This is a genomic window from Marivita sp. S0852 (assembly GCF_046591575.1).
GTDB lineage: Bacteria > Pseudomonadota > Alphaproteobacteria > Rhodobacterales > Rhodobacteraceae > Marivita.
In genome coordinates, this window is the sequence record NZ_JBIQWA010000014.1 from 18359 (window position 1) to 35005 (window position 16647).

Sequence of the window (16647 nt, forward strand, 5' to 3'; positions counted from 1 at the left end):
CGGCCCTCCGGGGCGTATGGCCCTTCATGTGCCCCCGAGGACCGCGTTGACCTTCGTGGCCTATTTGGTGGCTCTGTTTCTGAACAACTGAACCGCCTGACCGCACAAAAGGCCCAGGATGATACCGATGCAGAGCCCGTAGAGTGCCAATGCCCAAGCGGATTTTCCGGTGGGCATGAGTATTGATACTACCTTGAAGAAAGAAGCCTCGACATCCGGTACCTGACCATCGGCCTTGTCGATTTTGAGAGGCACGGCGCACCAGTGTCGCCCGTCTCCCCGATCAAAGCTTTGCGGCCCGTTGAAATGACAATAATCATAAAGAACCACGTCAATCTGGCGCGTGTTGTCGATAAGGCTGAGCCAGGTGGCAGCATCCGGCCTTGCCGCAAAATCGGCGTATTCAGCTGCGATGTCGTGCGTATCGTGCCGCCCGAATGCATACCCAACCCATCCGGCCATTCCAGCAGTAAGCAGAACAACCAACGCCAATTGTAAGGCTGCGCGCCTGAAAACCCAACGGTCTGCGCTTTTCACGGATTGTTTGATAGCCGCCTCCACATCACCACCGACGTGGGTCAACAATCGGTTCAGGAAGCCTTGGTTTCGCCGGTCGATGTCTTGGATGACGCGTTGTGAGATCCTCGTCGCGATTGCGCCGGATGTCTTTCCAACCTGGCGTGGAAGATTGTCGAAAGCTGTCATGAACGAGGCGAAGCGTTCTTCTGTGATCGCGTCCTGTGCAGTCATCATGGCCACCGGGTCTTCCGGTCCGATACCGCCCTGATGAATTCGTTTGCGAATTTTCCGCCGCGTCTCGGGTTTCAGATCATACGCATCGAGAAAATAGCTGAGCTTGTCATCGGGTTCACTGCGCATGTTGTAACCCCAGAATGTTCCGGACCTCCGAGGTAACCGCCGCCGCAAATTCCGTATTGAACAGTTTGATGCGTTGGCGATCGACGATGTTAAGTCCGGCATCGGTGACCGCCTGCGAGAGCGGCTTGTGGCAGTCCTTGGCAAAAGCGAATGTACGCTCGTTCATATGCGGCAGGATCATCTCGACACCTCCCGCTGTCAAAAGACGCGCGCGGGTCTTGCCGCCGAGCAAGGCTCCATCGGCTCCCGTGAAGCCGTGCCAAAACGGGAAATCCTTCATTGTCTGATTGCCGCGTTGATTGAGCACGGCAACATGACTGGCGATGCTGCCCAGATCCCCTAAGGCGTCCATGAGATCCAGATGGTGCGCAACTGAATTGACGGTGGCCTTATCCGGTGTGATGAGGTGCAGGAAAATGGGATGAACACCGAGATCTGCGAACACCTGAAAAATGTTGTGTAGGCCATCCTCGCCGTCCTCAAAAATGCGCTGCAACTCAGAGAGTGAACTGCCTGCGAGGTCATGCAGGACGAGGCCTGAGAAATTTTCACATGACGCGATCAAGGTATTGCGGGACTCGTTGCGGACATTATACGCAACCACCCCTTCAAGAGGATCCTGATCGGCCAGGATATCCCCCGCTTCATCGCGTGTGGCATGCATGGAACTGAAACTGCCGTTCGATCCATCGGCATCATAGGCGGCAGTGGGATATCCTTGCGTGCGCAGATAGTCCGCCAACGCGCAGGAAAAGGTGCTTTTGCCAGTGCCTCCCTTAAGGGATGTGGTCATCATCAGTGCGATGCGAGAACTCTTTGATTTGGTCATATTGAAGGGTTTTCCGTGTTTAGAGGTCTTTGTCGGACCGGAGGGTGGGGGAGGGATGGTGAGCTGCTGTGGGCATTGGTGTCGCGGTGATCCCGAGGAAAGCATGTGGCACTGGCCTTGCGGTCGGCAGCGGCGCAGCGACGACGGGTCGGATCGGTGAGGCCTTGTGGCGCTCAATATCCCGACAGATTTTGAGAATATCTTCGTCACTTGGGCTTTCGAGCCCGCGTCGGTGTGCTTCCTTCAACGCCGCGATGATGCGCGGGATGTAGTTGCGCAGAGTGCCCTCAGCGATATGGATGCCTTCCTCGTCAAGCCAAGCGTGGATCAGGCGGGCCGGATGGTTCTCATCCCGAAGTTCGAGGATGACGTGCCGTTCAGCGATGATCGTTTGGAGCAGCGACATTTCCGGTTGTCCGCTGGCGTCTTCTGCACGTTGCCGCAGGCGCTCTGCGAGGTTAGTGTCCGCAGGTTCGGTCATTTGTGATATCCCTATTTCTGTCACGTTGCTGAGACCAACATACTGTATGGCGCTGAAAAATTTCAGGGGCCGAAACTGCCCCAAATGTTGAATCCTGTGGAAAACCCCCATGAAAATCATCGACTTGAAGGTCCCGGCCTTGTCGGCGGCAACCAGTGCAGCAGCTGTGCGTAACAGTGCAAAATCCATGCCGCGAAGTGCGTCGAAAGTGCTTTGGAAGTGCGGGATCGCTCGATAGGTCCATCAGCAAGGCTCCTCGCGGCGCGGGGGTAAAACGTGCAATGAATCTCCGAAAGGCTGCCGATGGCCCGTCCACAAAAAGACCCAACTGACCTGCGCAAGCGCTGGGATGCGCTCTATGTGACGCCCGCAGAACGTGCGGCGGTCAAAGCAGCAGCGGCGGAGGCAGGCCTTTCGGCAAGCCAGTATCTGCTGTCGCTGCACATGAATGGACACGTGACCAACCGGGACGATTGGCGGCGCAGTGTTCAGCTGTTGACTGTTGTAACGCAGCAGCTGGACGTCATCGCGCGATCTTCTCCGGGCGCGGAAGGAACCGTGGGCACACCGCTTCAAAGCCTCGAGATCGCGAGGTCACTTCTGAATCTCGAGCGGTGGATCAGAGATCAGGTGATGCCATGGACGGCTGTTCGGCGCGATTGTAATCAAGATGATAATGGAGGTGACGCGTGCTGAACGGGTGGTCTTCCTACAGTGGCACCGCTGGGCAAGCGGACGGCCCGCGTGCCCTAAGCAATTACATGGATGCTGACATCGTATCCAAGCGGTCGGCCAATAGGCAGGACAGGTCGGTGCGTCGTGACCCTGCGCCCGAGATCCTGTTCGGTGATGCCACGCTGCTGCGAATTGCCATCAATTCCAGCCGCTGCAAACACCGTTACGCATCCTGTGTGTTGGCTTTTGCCGCCTCGGACTTTGATGTTGAGGCGTTCAACGCAGGTGACCCCGACGCACGGTTCGCTGTCGATCTCGCGTTCAGGCTTTGGCGGGATACGGCACTCGCCGGGATTCCGCCGATAGCTCATCCGCCCATCTATGTGACCACCCATACGCATACAGGTGCGCTGGAGGTCAATATCGCGGTGCCACGCTTGATCATGGGCCCTGACGGACGCCAACGCGCGTTCAATCCGGCCCCGCCAGGCCGCGTCAGTCAAGAGACATGGGATGCCATGCGGGACCTGTTGAACCAGAAATTCGGATGGGCTGACCCAGACGATCCGACGAGGCACCGGATGATGATCCTCCCGGATTGGATGCTGAAGGTCGACGCCGAAAGCAATCGAGCAGGGGTGATCTCGTCGAAAGGCCTACGGCGGCGTGTCATGGATGAGATCACTGCGGAGTTAGCGGCAGGACAAATCCACGATCGCCCCAGCTTGCTGGGCTGGCTGGAAGGACGAGCCGAAGCGACTGGATTTGTCGTGCAAAATATCACGTCAAAATCCATTACCATCGGCGTGAAAGATGCCGCGCCAAAAGACCGGATCTGCTTGAGAGGGAAGGTGTTTGAAGAGTGTTTTGGTCGGGTCTGCGAAGACGGTATCGCGCAGTCGCATGCTGCTGGTCGCACGGAACGATCCCGTGTCCTCTCCACCGCGGCTGAGCGATTGCAAGCCCTATGGCAAAGGCGGGCTGCATTCAACCGATGTCGCTACGGTATGGACCGATGGCCGCCTCAGGAGTTTTCCGCAGCGAAATATCAAACGGCACAACCCGGCGACAACGCGTTGATCATTCCCCTGAGACACCATCTTCACATCCTTTCGAAAGGGAGCACTTTCAATGGCAACAAAACTCACCCCGATGGAGCGCGCACTGCTCGACACATTGGAGGAGATGACATCGGCAGCACAAACGCGAGACAAGATGCTGAACCAGAAGATCGACGGCTTGACGCAGCGGATACAGCAGCACGAAACGTCAGTCACGATCTTGTTCAACTTACTGAGCCCATTCTTGCCGAAAGGCTCCTCAACACTCTCCGGGGACGCATCAAGCGGCTCACCTCCGCCATCCGAGGGCGTCTGACGCTGAAGCGCGTCTACGCAGCATTCAGTGACGTCTTTTTGCGAACCCTCACAGATACAAAATCAGCCTTGGAAGCCTACAATGACCAACTCACCCAAGAAACTAGATCCCGCCAATCAGATCGAACTACGCCTGAAGGAGCTGATCGACCTGATAGTACCGCTACACGCCTTGTTGGAGGGCAGTTACGACGAGACGACAGGACGTCTCGAAGAGGTAATCGAGGCTTTGGCAGAAATAGCCTACAGCCTGCAAAAGACCGTCAAGACGATGAACAAGGAACGCAACAGCCTGTCCCCGGCTTTGGAAACCAAGTTCAAAACCATCGAAATCGTTCAACAGAAACAATTGCAGTTACTGACCGATCTGCACGGTTGGTTAGGCGTACCGCAGCAGTCGACAGCAGAGCAAGCCTCCTGAGATACCTCAGGGCGATGATACATGATTTCGAAGATGGTGCCGAGGTGGGGCTTCAATTCACAGCGGGTGCAACCGTCTGGCCACCGAGCTTGGAAATTGACGTAGAGCCGGTTTTCAAAAAGAGCACTGCTGAACTTGTTACGGCGGTGTCAGTGTGCAGGCTGACCTGCAGATCAACCCAGATCGAGAAAATTGTGTCGGTATTGCGTCAAGCTGTCGAAGCAGGCTTGATCCGCGAGATCACAGTTGGACCTACGGCGACAACTTGCCTGTCGGAAGCTATGTCGCTGTCGCTGCAAAGCCAAGGAGCAAAGCCTGACTGTGGTGGACCGGGACTGTTGCATTAATCGGATGAGTACAGCGGCGTGCCCTGTAATCTCCAGATGTCATGCGGTGGTGCCGAAGAGGCTGTCGATAAACGCGATCTCGCCAAGGACACCTGGTTGTTTGTATTGGATGTGTCCGCGTTTGATTGTTCGGATCGTCTCTATCCCGCTGAGGGTCGCTCTGGCTGTTCGGAGTGAGCGGAAGCTCTGGCGGTACCCCAGCAGCCGCTTCATCGCCGCATGATCGCTTTCGATGAGGTTGTTGAGCCACTTTCGGTCGATGTGCCGGATACTTTCAAAATGAGGGTCATAGCGGTGGTTGATCTCGCGGATGACGCGGGCGTAGGCCTGCGCTTTGTCGGTACAGATCGTAACAGGCCGATGCAGACGGACACGCTCGATCGATTGTTGAGAAAGGACTTGGCCGCCTTCGCATCTCGGCGCGCAGTGAGGCGGACATCGACCATCTGGCCGTTGGCATCGACGGCACGCCAGAGGTAGCGCCACTTTCCGCGTACACGGATATAGGTTTCATCCATTGCCCGGCAGGCAATCACAAAGTGATCTGCCGAGAGGGGATATGCCAGTCGACGCTTGCGCGGCGCAGATGCTTCTCGGTGCGCTTGGTCAGTTCTGGGCCGAATTTCTGAACTCAGCGGTACACCGTAGAGCGGTCAACAGTAATCCCGCGCTCGGCCAGAAGATCGATGACATCCTGATAGGACAGCGGGTATCGCGGATACCACCGGGCGGCACAGAGAATGATATCACGTGGGAATCGATGGTGTTTGAACGGGCATCTGCGTTGCATGCTCAACCTCAAAACCTCAACCTTGCCCAAGCAAGTCGATTAATGCAACAGTCCCGGCCAAAGAGCGAAGCACCTGGGTTTTGTTCCGGAGCGCGTGACTTTCGCTGCGACGAGAACGGAGTGCTCATTTTCGACGGTGTAAACGCATTCTTATACGGCTTTCCATAGCTGGTTTGGCCGACAAGGACATAGCTGCAGGGAAATGGAACGCTTTGAGCCACGAGTTCCTTGATCCTTTCGACTGTGATCAGAGGCAGTTTTTCAGTATCTGTAGGAAATTCCATTTCGTGCCATTGCACCAGCTCATTGCGAAACGGTTCCGATCCTTTTTGACAGTTGCACGAGCAACCTATGAATGAAGTATTTGAAAAAAACTATACCTGAACGAACAAACAACCTAAGGTAGCGGAATTAACAAGTTCAGGAAATTGAATCATGCTCAAGCCTGTGTCATCGAGCCTTCGCCAGAGAAACCGGGCCAGCGAAGCGCAGATGCTTCGGACTCTCAATACTTTCGCGGTCGATCTGATGTCGATCCCGTGTGTCGAGGATCTGTTCTGGTATGTCGCGCAAAACGTGGTTGGCAGGCTCGGCTTCGTGGACTGCGTGATATACCAGGCCGACGAGGCGCAGACTGAGCTGACGCAGGTCGCGGCCTGGGGAGAGAAAAACCCCTACGGGCGGAACATCATTAACCCGCTGGTCATCCCCTTCGGTCGTGGCATCACCGGGCAGGTGGCGCAAAGCCGCAAACCGATCATCGTGGATGATCTCGTGGGAGATGATAATTACATCCCCGATACGGAGCCCGCGCGGTCAGAAATCTGTGTGCCGTTGATCTACGGGGGTCGCGTGATGGGTGTGATCGACAGTGAACACTCCGATATTGCGGCCTTCGGGGAACCGGAGCTGGAGATATTGAGCACCGTCGCGGCGATGACCAGCGCGAAGCTTGAATTGCTGGCCGAGACTGAACGGTCTCAGGAGCGGTATGAATATCTTGTGGTTGCGCACACACAGCTGACCCAGGAAACGAGCACGAGGAAAGCTCTCGAAGCCAAGCTATTTGAATCGCGCAGACAGGAAGCAATTGGACGGCTCACGGGTCGGTTCGCGCACGAGTTCAATAACCTGCTAACAGTGATCTCCGGCAATATCGAGTTGCTGGCGCTCGACGCGCCTGACGCCGGATCGCTTGACACATTGCAGGACGCCAAAACCGCCTCGGCGCGGGGTGCGCAGCTGATCCGCGACATGCTCGCTTTCGCGCAACGAACACGGCTGATGCCTGAAACCGTGGATCTGAACAGGCTTGTTTCGGCCTTCGGCGAGGATTGTGAGAAGTCACTCGCGTGGCCAGCTGAGCGGCATTTGGCGAACGATCTCTGGTCGGTCGCAGCCGATCCAGCGGCGGTGGAGAATATGCTGCTCGCCCTCGCATTGAACGGGATTGAGGCGACGCCCGAAGGGGGTAGCCTCAAGATCGCCACCGAAAACATCTTCCATACGCTCCCCGAAGGACAGCATTTCCCTTCCGAGCTTACGCCGGGACGCTACGTGAGACTTAGCGTTTCCGACCAGGGAACGGGAATTAGTCGGGATCAGCTGCCGCAGATATTTGATCCGTTCTTCACCACCAAAGGCGTTGGCGAAGGAACGGGGTTGGGTCTGTCGATGGTTCTTGGGGTCATGTGCCAATCTGGTGGCACGGTCGCTGTGACAAGCGAGGTCGGGCAAGGATCGAGTTTCGAACTCTACTTCCCGGCCGCACCGTGCGGGACCGAACTGCCGTCCGAAGATCAATAGACTGAGGAACTGTCGCTTGTGGGAGCATTGATTGCGAAACAGAAGGAGGAGTATTCGGGTGCCTATGAAAGCCTGCCGCTGATTGACATTAGCGGTATCAGAACCGGAGACAGGCACAGGCTCAAGGCGATTGCTGACGAAATCGGGCTCGCCGCGCGCGAGATCGGGTTTTTCAGGATTATAGGGCATGGGATCGACCTAGCCCTCGTCGAAAGAACCTACCAGATGGCGGAGCGGTTCTTCGCCCTGCCTGACCCGATCAAACGGCTATATTACATCGGCCTCAGCACCAATCACCGGGGCTACGTGCCGTTTACGGAAAAGGGCGATTACCCCGACGAGGTGAGCCGAAACTACGAAGCTTTCGATCTCGGGGTGGACTTGCCGCGTGACGATCCCGACTACCTGGCAGGCAATCGCCTGCTGGGACCAAATGTCTGGCCCGACGTCGCCGGGTTTCGACAGACCGTATCGGCGTATTATGGACAGATTTCTGCACTCGGGCGGATGATCAGCGCGGCTCTTGAGTTGCATCTGGGCCTGCGCCCCGGGGCAATGACCGACCAGATGACCAAACCCATCTCACAGCTGCGCCTACTTCATTATGTGCGCCAGAATGACGGAATCGACGCCAAGTCGGTCAACATGGGGGCACACACCGACTATGAATGCCTGACGCTTTTGCACACTCGCAATGCGGGCCTGCAGGTCATGACTGCAGAAGATAACTGGATCGACGTGCCGGTTGATCGACGTGTCTATGTCGTGAACATCGGCGACATGCTTGAAGCCTGGACCAACGGGCAGCTTCGTTCGACCCCGCATCGGGTGCTGAACCTCCTCCCAGAGCGGTTCTCGATGCCGTATTTCGTTGCCGCGAACCATGGCACGGTGATCAAGCCTTTCCCTGAATTGGTGGATCAGGGGCTGCCGAAATATGAGCCATTCACGGCAGGCGAGCATCTGGAACGGATGCTGGTTCGGGATTTCCCATATTTGAGAAAGGGTCGTCCCGGTGGAGTGACCGAGGGCTGCCCATGTGTCGAAAATCCCTTTGAGAAACGAATGAACCGGAGATCGAGTTAGACCATGCCAAGTTTGGATGCGATGATTGCCGTGGCACTGGCGGGGCTGGCCCTGAGCGCAACGCCCGGCCCGTCGATGCTCTATGTCCTGTCGAGAACCGTTGGACAGAGCCGCGCTGCCGGTCTGGCCTCGGCGTTTGGTCTGTGCCTGGGCGGGATTGTCCTGGCAGTTGCCACGGCCTTGGGACTGGCTGCGGTGTTCGAAAGCTCCGGCTGGATGGTGACAGCGCTGCGCTATGTCGGATCGGCCTATCTGATCTGGCTGGGGTTAGACATGATCCGCGGGGCCAAGGCCGACGCGCAGGTGACGCTGGATGTCGAGAAGGTGCGGCAGAAACCGTTTTCTTCAATCATCTGGCAGGGCATCATCGTCGAGGTTCTGAACCCGAAAACCGTCCTCTTTTTCGCGCTGTTCCTGCCGCCGTTTATCAATGCTGGCGACATGCAAAGCGTCGACGCAAGTGTAACGATGCAGCTTCTCGTGCTTGGAGCACTGGTCCCGCTGACGGCAATCCCTTCGGATCTGGTGGTGGCCTATATGGGCGGTACATTGACGAAGGCCATCAACCGCGAAAAGGCGATGCGCGAGCGGATGGCCTGGGCAGGTGGTCTAATCCTGATCGGGATCGCGCTGAACCTGCATCTGCATATTCTCTGAGCCAGTACAATACTCAGAAATGGCTTTTGTAATGGTGCAGTTGTTTGCATTGTGTTTCAGGCTTCTGAAGGTGCAAGTTTCTGTACGTCATTTACTCGTCATAGAAACACTTTAGATCGCGCCGTTTGCTCAACTGTTGCGGTCGATATGGTTTGACCACTCCGCATTGAGCGACCGCGGTCGCCTGCATGCGTTCTTGGACAGATGGGTGGAGTATCCGTCTTGGTCAAGGCCGAGTTTCGGTCCACATGCGATTGCCGCGTAGCAAGGCATTTGCCATGACGAGCAACTTCCGCATGATGGCGGTCAGCGCGACCTTTTTCCTCTTTTCCTGCATTGGTAAGCTGATTGTACTTTTTTGTCATGTCCGGGTTCACGCGTGTGGCTACGAGCGCTGGCATGTACAGAGCTTTGCGCAACTGGGCCCGACCACCTTGGATCCTTTCTTTTCCCTGCCATTTCCCGGAACTTTGCGAGACTGGGGCCAGTCCAGCCAGGCTGGCAGCCTGCTTGTTGTCCATGCTTCCGATCTCGGGCATGTCGATCAAAAGCGTTATGGCCGTAAGCTGGCCGAAGCGGAACAAGAAGTTCAAAGCAACCACGGACAGCAACCATGTCTTCAATATCGCGCCCAATCTGTTGAACCGGGACTTCCACGCAGATGCGCCCAATCAGAAATGGGCGGGCGACATCAGCTATGTGTGGACCCGCGAAGGCTGGCTCTATCTGGCTGTCATCCTTGACCTGCATTCCCGGCGCGTCATTGGCTGGGCTGTCAGCAACCGAATGAAACGTGATCTCGCCATCCGGGCACTGAACATGGCGATTGCGTTGCGACGGCCACCGAAGGGCTGCATTCACCATACCGATAGCAAGTATGTAGGTGCCAGTTTGGCGCGGGCGGTCTGACCCACACAGCGATGGACTGCTATCGTCATTGGTGCCGCAGGGCATTCCGGCGTGGTCTGACCCACACTCTGATCGGCAATCATGTCTTTCCCCGGACCTGTCGACCGCCCGGGTTGCCCTGCGGCGAGGGTATTCCTCGATTGTCGCCTTGTGACCCGAGAAGGGCCTGACACTTGTCACGTTGCTGTCTTGTCCAAGAGGCTACCGCGGAAGACCTATGCCAACTTTAAATGGGAGACTTGGATGAGCATAGAACAAAGTGAGCAACCAATTGTCGGGGGAGTGGACACTCACAAAGATCTGCACGTCGCCGCAGTCGTTGACGCGCAAGATCGGTTCGCCGCACAGCCTTCCTTCAACTGGGTGATCACGGCCATCCGAAGCTTGGGGAGACGGACCAATTTGCGCCGTCGCGCACGTCGCGCTTCTGCTTTCCGCTGAGCAATCACACCGTAGTAGCCACTGAGATTTGGCAGTTCACCATCCGTGTAGAAGTTCCGCTTTATATCGCGGTAGATAGTTGAACGGTGTCTGCCAAGCTCAGCCGCAATTTTGCTGATCGAAATTTTAGCATTGAGCATGTCTTCGATCATGCGTCTCTCACGCAAATCCAGCTCTGTATGCGCCATGTCTGTTCTCCTTGCTTTTTCAGCAAGATAGAGGAAGTGTCGCAACCTAGTTTAGAATGTGCCTGCTACAATGATTTGAAACGCATAATGAAGTTTATGTAATAATGTTCAGCACATCGGCGACCCCGATAAGCAGCAACAGAATTTCGCCAGAAAGCGGGATCAGGAGTTGGAAGCGTTAAGCGGTCAATTTAGGATAATGCCACCTATGCTCAAGAGTGCGTCTATGCCAAGAGGGGGATCCAGTTCATCTTCACCCGCTCCTTCCTCTGAAGCGTTGCCTACAATTAGGGTCTGGACTCATTGAGTTTCACAGCCAGTAGATAACGAGCGCAGCCAGTGCGATGGCCGAGAGGAATACTCTGGGACAACGGTCGTATCGGGTTGCCACACGCCGCCAATCCTTGAGCCTGCCGAACATGATCTCGATGCGGTTGCGACGCTTGTATCGGCGTTTGTCGTACTTGACGGTTTTCTTCCGCTGCTTTCGGCCAGGGATACATGCGCGTATCCCTTTGTCTTTCAACGCTTCTCTGAACCAGTCGGCATCATAGCCGCGATCCCCGAGCAGCCAGTCAACATCCGGCAGGCTGCTCAACAACGCTCGCGCGCCGATGTAATCACTGACCTGTCCAGCGGTCACAAACAGGCTCAGCGGGCGGCCTTTGCTTTCGCAGATGGCGTGCAACTTTGTGTTCATGCCGCCGTTGGTTCGGCCAATCAGGCGTTCACGCCCCCCTTTTTCACGCCCATGCTGGTCGCTGTTCGGTTGGCCTTGAGATAGGTCGCATCGATCATGACGGACTTCTGTTCGCCGTGCTCGGACGCCAGGTCAGCCATCATCCGGGCGAAGATGCCCCTATCGCTCCACCGCTTCCAGCGGTTGTAGAGTGTGTTGTGCGGACCATAAGCTGCTGGTGCGTCACGCCACCGTAAGCCATTGCGGTTGCTGAAGATAATACCGCTCAACACACGCCGGTCATCGACGCGAGGTTTGCCGTGGGACTTCGGGAAGAAGGGCTCAAGACGCGTCATCTGCGCATCCGTTAGCCAGAAAAGATCAGACATGTTCACCGCTCGTTTTTGAGCCATGAATCACGCAATCCTACGAAAATCAATGGGTCCTGACCCTAGACAAGCGTCCAAGGCGCCGCTTCCTTATCGTTCCGTTCTCAAATGTTGTCTCGACAATGATGCGCACATCCATGGCAATTCTTTCGCTGGGAAACCGCCAGCATAGACGAACACCCCCTCGTTTTGTCCACTCCCCATTGGCTGAGCAAGTTTTTAGCTTGAGGCTTATACGCCGCAGAATCTCAGGCACTTATATGCGCCTGAGATTCTTTCAAATTATCCGACCAGAGCGTTATCCCTACGTTTTACCGTCACAATGGCGGAACGCGGCAACGCGCCCTCCCCGTCGGGGAACGGTGCGCCGGGGTGCTGAATGCCGACAAACATCGTGCGACGATCCGCTGACCACGTCAGACCCGTCACTTCGGACCCATTCGGCCCCGTTAGGAAGCGCCGGATTTCGCCAGTCACAGGGTCGCCAGCCAACATCTGATTATTGCCCATGCCAAGGAAGTCGCCTTCATTGTCGTCGTTGCCGTCTGTTTGGATCCAAATCAAGCCAGTGGTGTCGATTTGCATCCCGTCGGGCGAGTTAAACAGGTTGCCCGCATTGATGTTGGCGGTACCCGCATAGAGCCCATCGGTATAGACGGTCGGGTTGCCCGCCATCACATAAAGGTCCCAGTCAAATGTGGACGCCGCATGATCGTCGTTATGTGGCCGCCAGCGCACGACTTGGCCATAGTTGTTGATTTCGCGAGGGTTTGGTGCATTCACCACCATTGGTACGCCCGCAGCATTGGTGCGGATCGAACCATCGTCATTTGTCGCACCACGACGCGAATTGTTGGTGAGGCAGCAATAGGCCTCGATCGCTGTAGGGTTAACCGCAACCCACTCGGGTCGGTCCATGGTCGTTGCGCTGACTTGGGTGGCGGCCGTGCGCGTGAAGATGGCGATTTCTGCCTCTGACATGCCCGTGTCCTCGGGTGTTAACGCGATCCAAGTGCCAGTCATATCGTCGTTGAATTTAGCAACGAACAGCTGACCTTCGTTTAACAATGTGGATGTATCACCGCCGGGTGTGTAGACGTCGCGGCTGACCCACTTGTAAATATATTCGCCACGCTCATCATCGCCCATATAGACGACGACGCGCCCATCCGGTGCGATCACCAACGCCGCATTTTCATGTTTGAAACGCCCAAGGGCTGTGCGTTTGACTGGCGTGGATGTTGGGTTGGCGGGGTCGATTTCAACGATGAAGCCCGCGCGGTGCGGCTCGTTCGGATTTTGATACAGATCAAAACGCGGGTCAAACCGATGATAGTTGTAGCGACCTGGATCAACATCGGTATTCACACCGTAGCGCGCAAAACCTGCGGCTGTCGCTTCACCAAGGGACAGTTCGGCCGTTGTGCCGAAGTACCCGTTGAAGTTTTCTTCGCAGGTCAGATACGTGCCCCAGGGAGTGCGTCCAGACCCGCAATTGTTAAACGTACCCAAAGACACCGTACCCGTAGGGTCCGCACTAGTTTTCAGCAAGTCATGGCCAGCAGCGGGGCCATCAATCAGCATTTCACTGCGGTGGTGAATACGGCGGTTGTAGGGGCTGTCGATAACGACCTCCCAGCCAGCTTCGCTCTCGGTGACTTCCATCACTGTCACGCCCTGAAAATTCTGCAGGCGGACCACGTCATCCGCCGAAATTGGCTTGCCGTCCTGTTCGACGGGCAGGTTGATACCGGCGTTCACAAATTCGGAGTTCACGACCAACAGTTCAGCGTCACCGACCAGAAACAATTCCATTCCGTCCGTGTTTTCCCCGAAGACACGATCAGACCCTTCGGTCGGTACTCCTGTTGCAGGATCGAATGTCGGTGCATCGGAAAAAAGTGGGTCGCCCCAGCGAACAAACACATCCCACTCATATCCATCCGGCACATGCACTGTACCATCGGTCTGTGGAGCAAGTTGGTCAAAAGCAAAACGAGATGTTTGTTGCGATTGCGCAGACGTGCTGGACAACAATCCCGTACCCATCACGGCAGCGCCAGACCCAAACGCCAAGGCCCCACCAAGAAAGCCACGGCGTGACACCGCACGCTCGACAATATCATCAAACCCTTGTTTGGTCGGGCGTGGAAATCGTAGTTCATCTTCATCATCAAAAGACAATTCATCATAGTTAATCCGGGACATATCTCACCTCTAGCTGGGACCCGCAGCGAGTCCTGACAGTTCAATGGTAATCCTCCATCTATGGGGCTCAGCCGTAGAACTCACACGGCTGTTTTGAGCTTCATTGCGGGTGTCACGCCGCCGATACCCATGTTGGGTCGCTCGTTGTTGTAAGTCCAAAGCCATTCCGTTGCTCGGTCTTGGGCCTCTTCAATCGTTTCAAAGATGTATGGTTCTGTCGCAAACTTTCACCCGATGTGATAACAAAATGCTGATCGTTGACTCACGCCGCAAGACTTGCGGAGATAGTGAGTCGGTAGCTTTTTCCGAGTTGACCCATTCTGATCATGTGCGCTGTCTCGATCCCATCCAAAGTTGCCACCGCTGATGAAAAGGACTTGAACCCCATCATTGGCCCTACCCGTCTTTTCACGCCGCGATGATCCTGTTCGAGAATGTTTTCCAGACGCTTCGATCTGTAGACCCGGATCCCACGCTGTGAGCCAACGTTCTTCAATGCTGTGTTCATCGGCTTCAAACCCGCCGTGTTCGCGCCACTTTTGTCGATCACACAGGAGTTTGGCCGACATGCGATCCACAGCGCGATGTAGGTAGCACCACTCGCCGCGCACATTCGAATAGGTCTCGTCTAAGCGCCACGAAGATGCCGTCCGGGCTATGTGTTTCTGGGCTGCTGACGCGATCGCCGTGGCGTATTTGACCACGCAGCGGTTCAGCGTCGCGTGATCGACCTCGATGCCGCGCTCCAATAGGATTTTTTCCAGATCGCGGTACGACATTCCATAGCGGAGGTAGAAGAATACAGCGTACAGAATGACATACTTGGTAAATTCTGCGCCTTTGAACGACACCATGAGTCTAACCTCAGATAAATTTCAGGCGATTTGATAAATCATTCTGATGAAGGTTGCGACAGCCCCCCCTGACCATGATCAGGGGGGGCCACGTTGCTTAGCACCAGCCACAGCTATTGCTATTCGAAGCACCGCGGCCGCCGGAAACCATCAGCATCTCTTCTTTGGTCAGCTTACGGATCGCGGGTTGTTTAGTGATTGTCTTGGTCTCTTTGGACATGTCTAGGGCTCCTTTGTTTGACAAGTAAACCGTTGTCGGCGACCACAGCCGCTGCAATCGGCAAGATAATTAAATATCTCGGCGATCGGGTTTTCAATTTATTTTTCCCGCAATGGGCGAAAATTCGCACAGGCTTTCAATTTGAATTGCGAAACCCTCATTCAACAACGGATTTATTCTCAGCGCGCAATGGTTCTGTCGCAAACTTTACCAGAATGATCTATCAAATTGCTTGAAATTTATCTGAGGTTAGACTCATGGTGTCGTTCAAAGGCGCAGAGTTTCCCAAATATGCCATTCTGTACGCTCTATTCTTTTACGTCAAATACGGCGTATCCTACCGAAATCACGAAGAGATCCTTGCCGAGCGTGGCATCGTGGTCGATCACGCGACGCTGAACCGCTGGCTGGTTAAATACGCCACGGCGATCGCGTCCGAAGACTAAAAACATAAAACGCTAACTTCGACATTATGGCGTCTAGACGAAACCTACCTGAAGGTGCGCGGAGCGTGGTGTCACCTGTATCGGGCTGTTGACCGAGACGGTCAAACGCTTGATTTCATGCTTTCTGAACAGTGTGATGAAGCAGCTGCCCTACAGTGTTTGGTGAACGCAATCTTGTCAAACGGCCTGCCGTCGGCCAGTGTCATCGACGAAAGCGGCGCGAACACGGCGGGTTTGAAGGCGATGAACGCTGCTCTCAAGGACGTTGGCTCACCACGTCGGATCCGGGTCTACCGCTCGAAATATCTGAACAACATCCTCGAGCAGGATCATCGCGGCGTGAAAAGACGCATTGCGCCAATAATGGCGTTCAGGTCATTGGGTTCAGCTGCGGAAACTTTGGACGGGATCGAGAGGATACGCATGATAAGGAAAGCACAACTCGGAAAAGGATGCCCATTCGTATTCTTCGCCAGCCTTACGGCGTGAACCAACGATCAACATCTCATCTTTTGCATTCGATGAAAGCTTGCGACAGAACCCTCGCCACCTGCGCACCAACAGCTTCGCACCGTCGTGGACGCTAAGAAAAGGGGTAAGGCGGCATGACCCAGTATTCCACTCTGACATCCACCAAGCCTCAGCCCAATAATGCAACAGGCCCATTGGCAGGGAATTGCCGAATAATTTGGAATATCTTTCCAAATCGGCAAATTTCCTCGCATGACCGAATTGCCGATCCCGTCTGATTGACAGGTTTCGAACATTCACCCACCTATTGGATTGTCGCGGCAACTCCTTGTCTCGACAATCATCAATGACAGGAGACTGTAATGAAGATCGAACAAACCAAAGCAGGCCGCAAGGAAACGCCGGCCATCCGCGAGCTCTCGGTTGCAGAGATGCTGATGGTGTCCGGCGGCCGCTTCTCCGAAAGCATCGGCGGCGGTGGCTTCAACGTCTAAC

General features: G+C 55.4%; 14 protein-coding genes and 7 pseudogenes. 10 read left to right on the forward strand and 11 right to left on the reverse strand.

Translation table 11 applies throughout. The features are described 5' to 3' along the window. Positions 1-60: 60 nt before the first annotated feature. Genes ACG74X_RS19500 through ACG74X_RS19510 form a run of 3 tightly spaced genes read right to left on the reverse strand, consistent with a single transcriptional unit; the run spans position 61 to position 2378 of the window. The gene (locus ACG74X_RS19500) at positions 61-879 is read right to left on the reverse strand and encodes a hypothetical protein (protein WP_411236999.1); all 819 of its coding nucleotides are present in this window, start codon (positions 877-879) and stop codon (positions 61-63) included. Further along, positions 869-1708 (reverse strand): hypothetical protein, encoded by an 840-nt coding sequence (locus ACG74X_RS19505; RefSeq protein ID WP_411237000.1) that lies wholly within the window; start codon positions 1706-1708, stop codon positions 869-871. The genes ACG74X_RS19500 and ACG74X_RS19505 overlap by 11 nt, the downstream gene beginning before the upstream one ends. A 19-nt stretch (positions 1709-1727) precedes the next feature. After that, the gene (locus tag ACG74X_RS19510; RefSeq protein WP_411237001.1) at positions 1728-2378 is read right to left on the reverse strand and encodes a hypothetical protein; all 651 of its coding nucleotides are present in this window, start codon (positions 2376-2378) and stop codon (positions 1728-1730) included. A 114-nt stretch (positions 2379-2492) separates the two neighbouring features. Between ACG74X_RS19510 and ACG74X_RS19515 the strand changes: the two genes are divergently transcribed. Both ACG74X_RS19515 and ACG74X_RS19520 read left to right on the forward strand, forming a co-directional pair. Then, on the forward strand, positions 2493-2885 hold the full coding sequence (locus ACG74X_RS19515; RefSeq protein ID WP_411237002.1) for a plasmid mobilization protein: 393 nt from the start codon (positions 2493-2495) through the stop codon (positions 2883-2885). A 65-nt stretch (positions 2886-2950) separates the two neighbouring features. Continuing rightward, on the forward strand, positions 2951-5008 hold the full coding sequence (locus ACG74X_RS19520; RefSeq protein WP_411237003.1) for a hypothetical protein: 2058 nt from the start codon (positions 2951-2953) through the stop codon (positions 5006-5008). 39 nt (positions 5009-5047) lie between these two features. Here the strand turns inward: ACG74X_RS19520 and ACG74X_RS19525 are convergent. Beyond that, positions 5048-5526 (reverse strand): annotated as a pseudogene (locus tag ACG74X_RS19525) (IS6 family transposase). Positions 5527-5567: 41 nt separating this feature from the next. Here ACG74X_RS19525 and ACG74X_RS19530 point away from each other — a divergent pair. The 4 genes from ACG74X_RS19530 to ACG74X_RS19545 all read left to right on the forward strand — a co-directional run bounded on the left by ACG74X_RS19530 (position 5568) and on the right by ACG74X_RS19545 (position 9347). After that, positions 5568-5966, forward strand: a complete 399-nt coding sequence (locus ACG74X_RS19530) for a hypothetical protein (RefSeq protein WP_411237004.1) — start codon at positions 5568-5570, stop codon at positions 5964-5966. Positions 5967-6233: 267 nt separating this feature from the next. After that, on the forward strand, positions 6234-7604 hold the full coding sequence (locus tag ACG74X_RS19535; RefSeq protein ID WP_411237005.1) for a sensor histidine kinase: 1371 nt from the start codon (positions 6234-6236) through the stop codon (positions 7602-7604). An 18-nt stretch (positions 7605-7622) separates the two neighbouring features. Continuing rightward, positions 7623-8690 (forward strand): isopenicillin N synthase family dioxygenase, encoded by a 1068-nt coding sequence (locus ACG74X_RS19540; protein WP_411237006.1) that lies wholly within the window; start codon positions 7623-7625, stop codon positions 8688-8690. Between the two features lie 3 nt (positions 8691-8693). Then, positions 8694-9347 (forward strand): LysE family translocator, encoded by a 654-nt coding sequence (locus tag ACG74X_RS19545; protein WP_411237007.1) that lies wholly within the window; start codon positions 8694-8696, stop codon positions 9345-9347. Positions 9348-9445: 98 nt separating this feature from the next. On the opposite strand, the gene ACG74X_RS19550 is transcribed toward ACG74X_RS19545, so the two are convergent. Then, on the reverse strand, positions 9446-9886 hold the full coding sequence (locus tag ACG74X_RS19550) for a transposase (protein WP_411237008.1): 441 nt from the start codon (positions 9884-9886) through the stop codon (positions 9446-9448). 37 nt (positions 9887-9923) lie between these two features. Here ACG74X_RS19550 and ACG74X_RS19555 point away from each other — a divergent pair. Both ACG74X_RS19555 and ACG74X_RS19560 read left to right on the forward strand, forming a co-directional pair. Further along, a pseudogene (locus ACG74X_RS19555) lies at positions 9924-10217 on the forward strand (DDE-type integrase/transposase/recombinase); the annotation flags it as partial. A 282-nt stretch (positions 10218-10499) separates the two neighbouring features. After that, positions 10500-10616 (forward strand): annotated as a pseudogene (locus tag ACG74X_RS19560) (IS110 family transposase); the annotation flags it as partial. Between the two features lie 146 nt (positions 10617-10762). On the opposite strand, the pseudogene ACG74X_RS19565 reads toward ACG74X_RS19560, so the two are convergent. The 6 genes and pseudogenes from ACG74X_RS19565 to ACG74X_RS19590 all read right to left on the reverse strand — a co-directional run. Beyond that, a pseudogene (locus ACG74X_RS19565) lies at positions 10763-10885 on the reverse strand (helix-turn-helix domain-containing protein); the annotation flags it as partial. Between the two features lie 310 nt (positions 10886-11195). Then, a protein-coding gene (locus ACG74X_RS19570) for an IS5 family transposase (protein ID WP_411237009.1) occupies positions 11196-11953 on the reverse strand; the annotation gives its coding sequence in 2 pieces (ribosomal slippage) (positions 11196-11632 and positions 11632-11953; 759 coding nt in all). 282 nt (positions 11954-12235) lie between these two features. Next, entirely contained in the window at positions 12236-14161 is a 1926-nt protein-coding gene (locus ACG74X_RS19575; protein ID WP_411237010.1) for a PhoX family protein, read from the reverse strand. 80 nt (positions 14162-14241) lie between these two features. Further along, positions 14242-14370 (reverse strand): annotated as a pseudogene (locus tag ACG74X_RS19580) (IS3 family transposase); the annotation flags it as partial. 53 nt (positions 14371-14423) lie between these two features. Continuing rightward, positions 14424-15015 (reverse strand): annotated as a pseudogene (locus ACG74X_RS19585) (IS6 family transposase). A 97-nt stretch (positions 15016-15112) separates the two neighbouring features. Next, complete coding sequence (locus tag ACG74X_RS19590; RefSeq protein WP_411237011.1) at positions 15113-15235, reverse strand: hypothetical protein; 123 nt, start codon at positions 15233-15235, stop codon at positions 15113-15115. A 257-nt stretch (positions 15236-15492) separates the two neighbouring features. Between ACG74X_RS19590 and ACG74X_RS19595 the strand changes: the two are divergent. Together ACG74X_RS19595 and ACG74X_RS19600 are read left to right on the forward strand one after the other, a co-directional pair. Then, positions 15493-16170, forward strand: a pseudogene (locus ACG74X_RS19595) (IS6 family transposase). Between the two features lie 344 nt (positions 16171-16514). Then, positions 16515-16646 carry a hypothetical protein gene (locus ACG74X_RS19600; RefSeq protein WP_411237012.1) on the forward strand — a complete coding sequence of 44 codons (132 nt, stop codon included), beginning with the start codon at positions 16515-16517 and terminating at the stop codon, positions 16644-16646. Position 16647 lies beyond the last annotated feature (1 nt).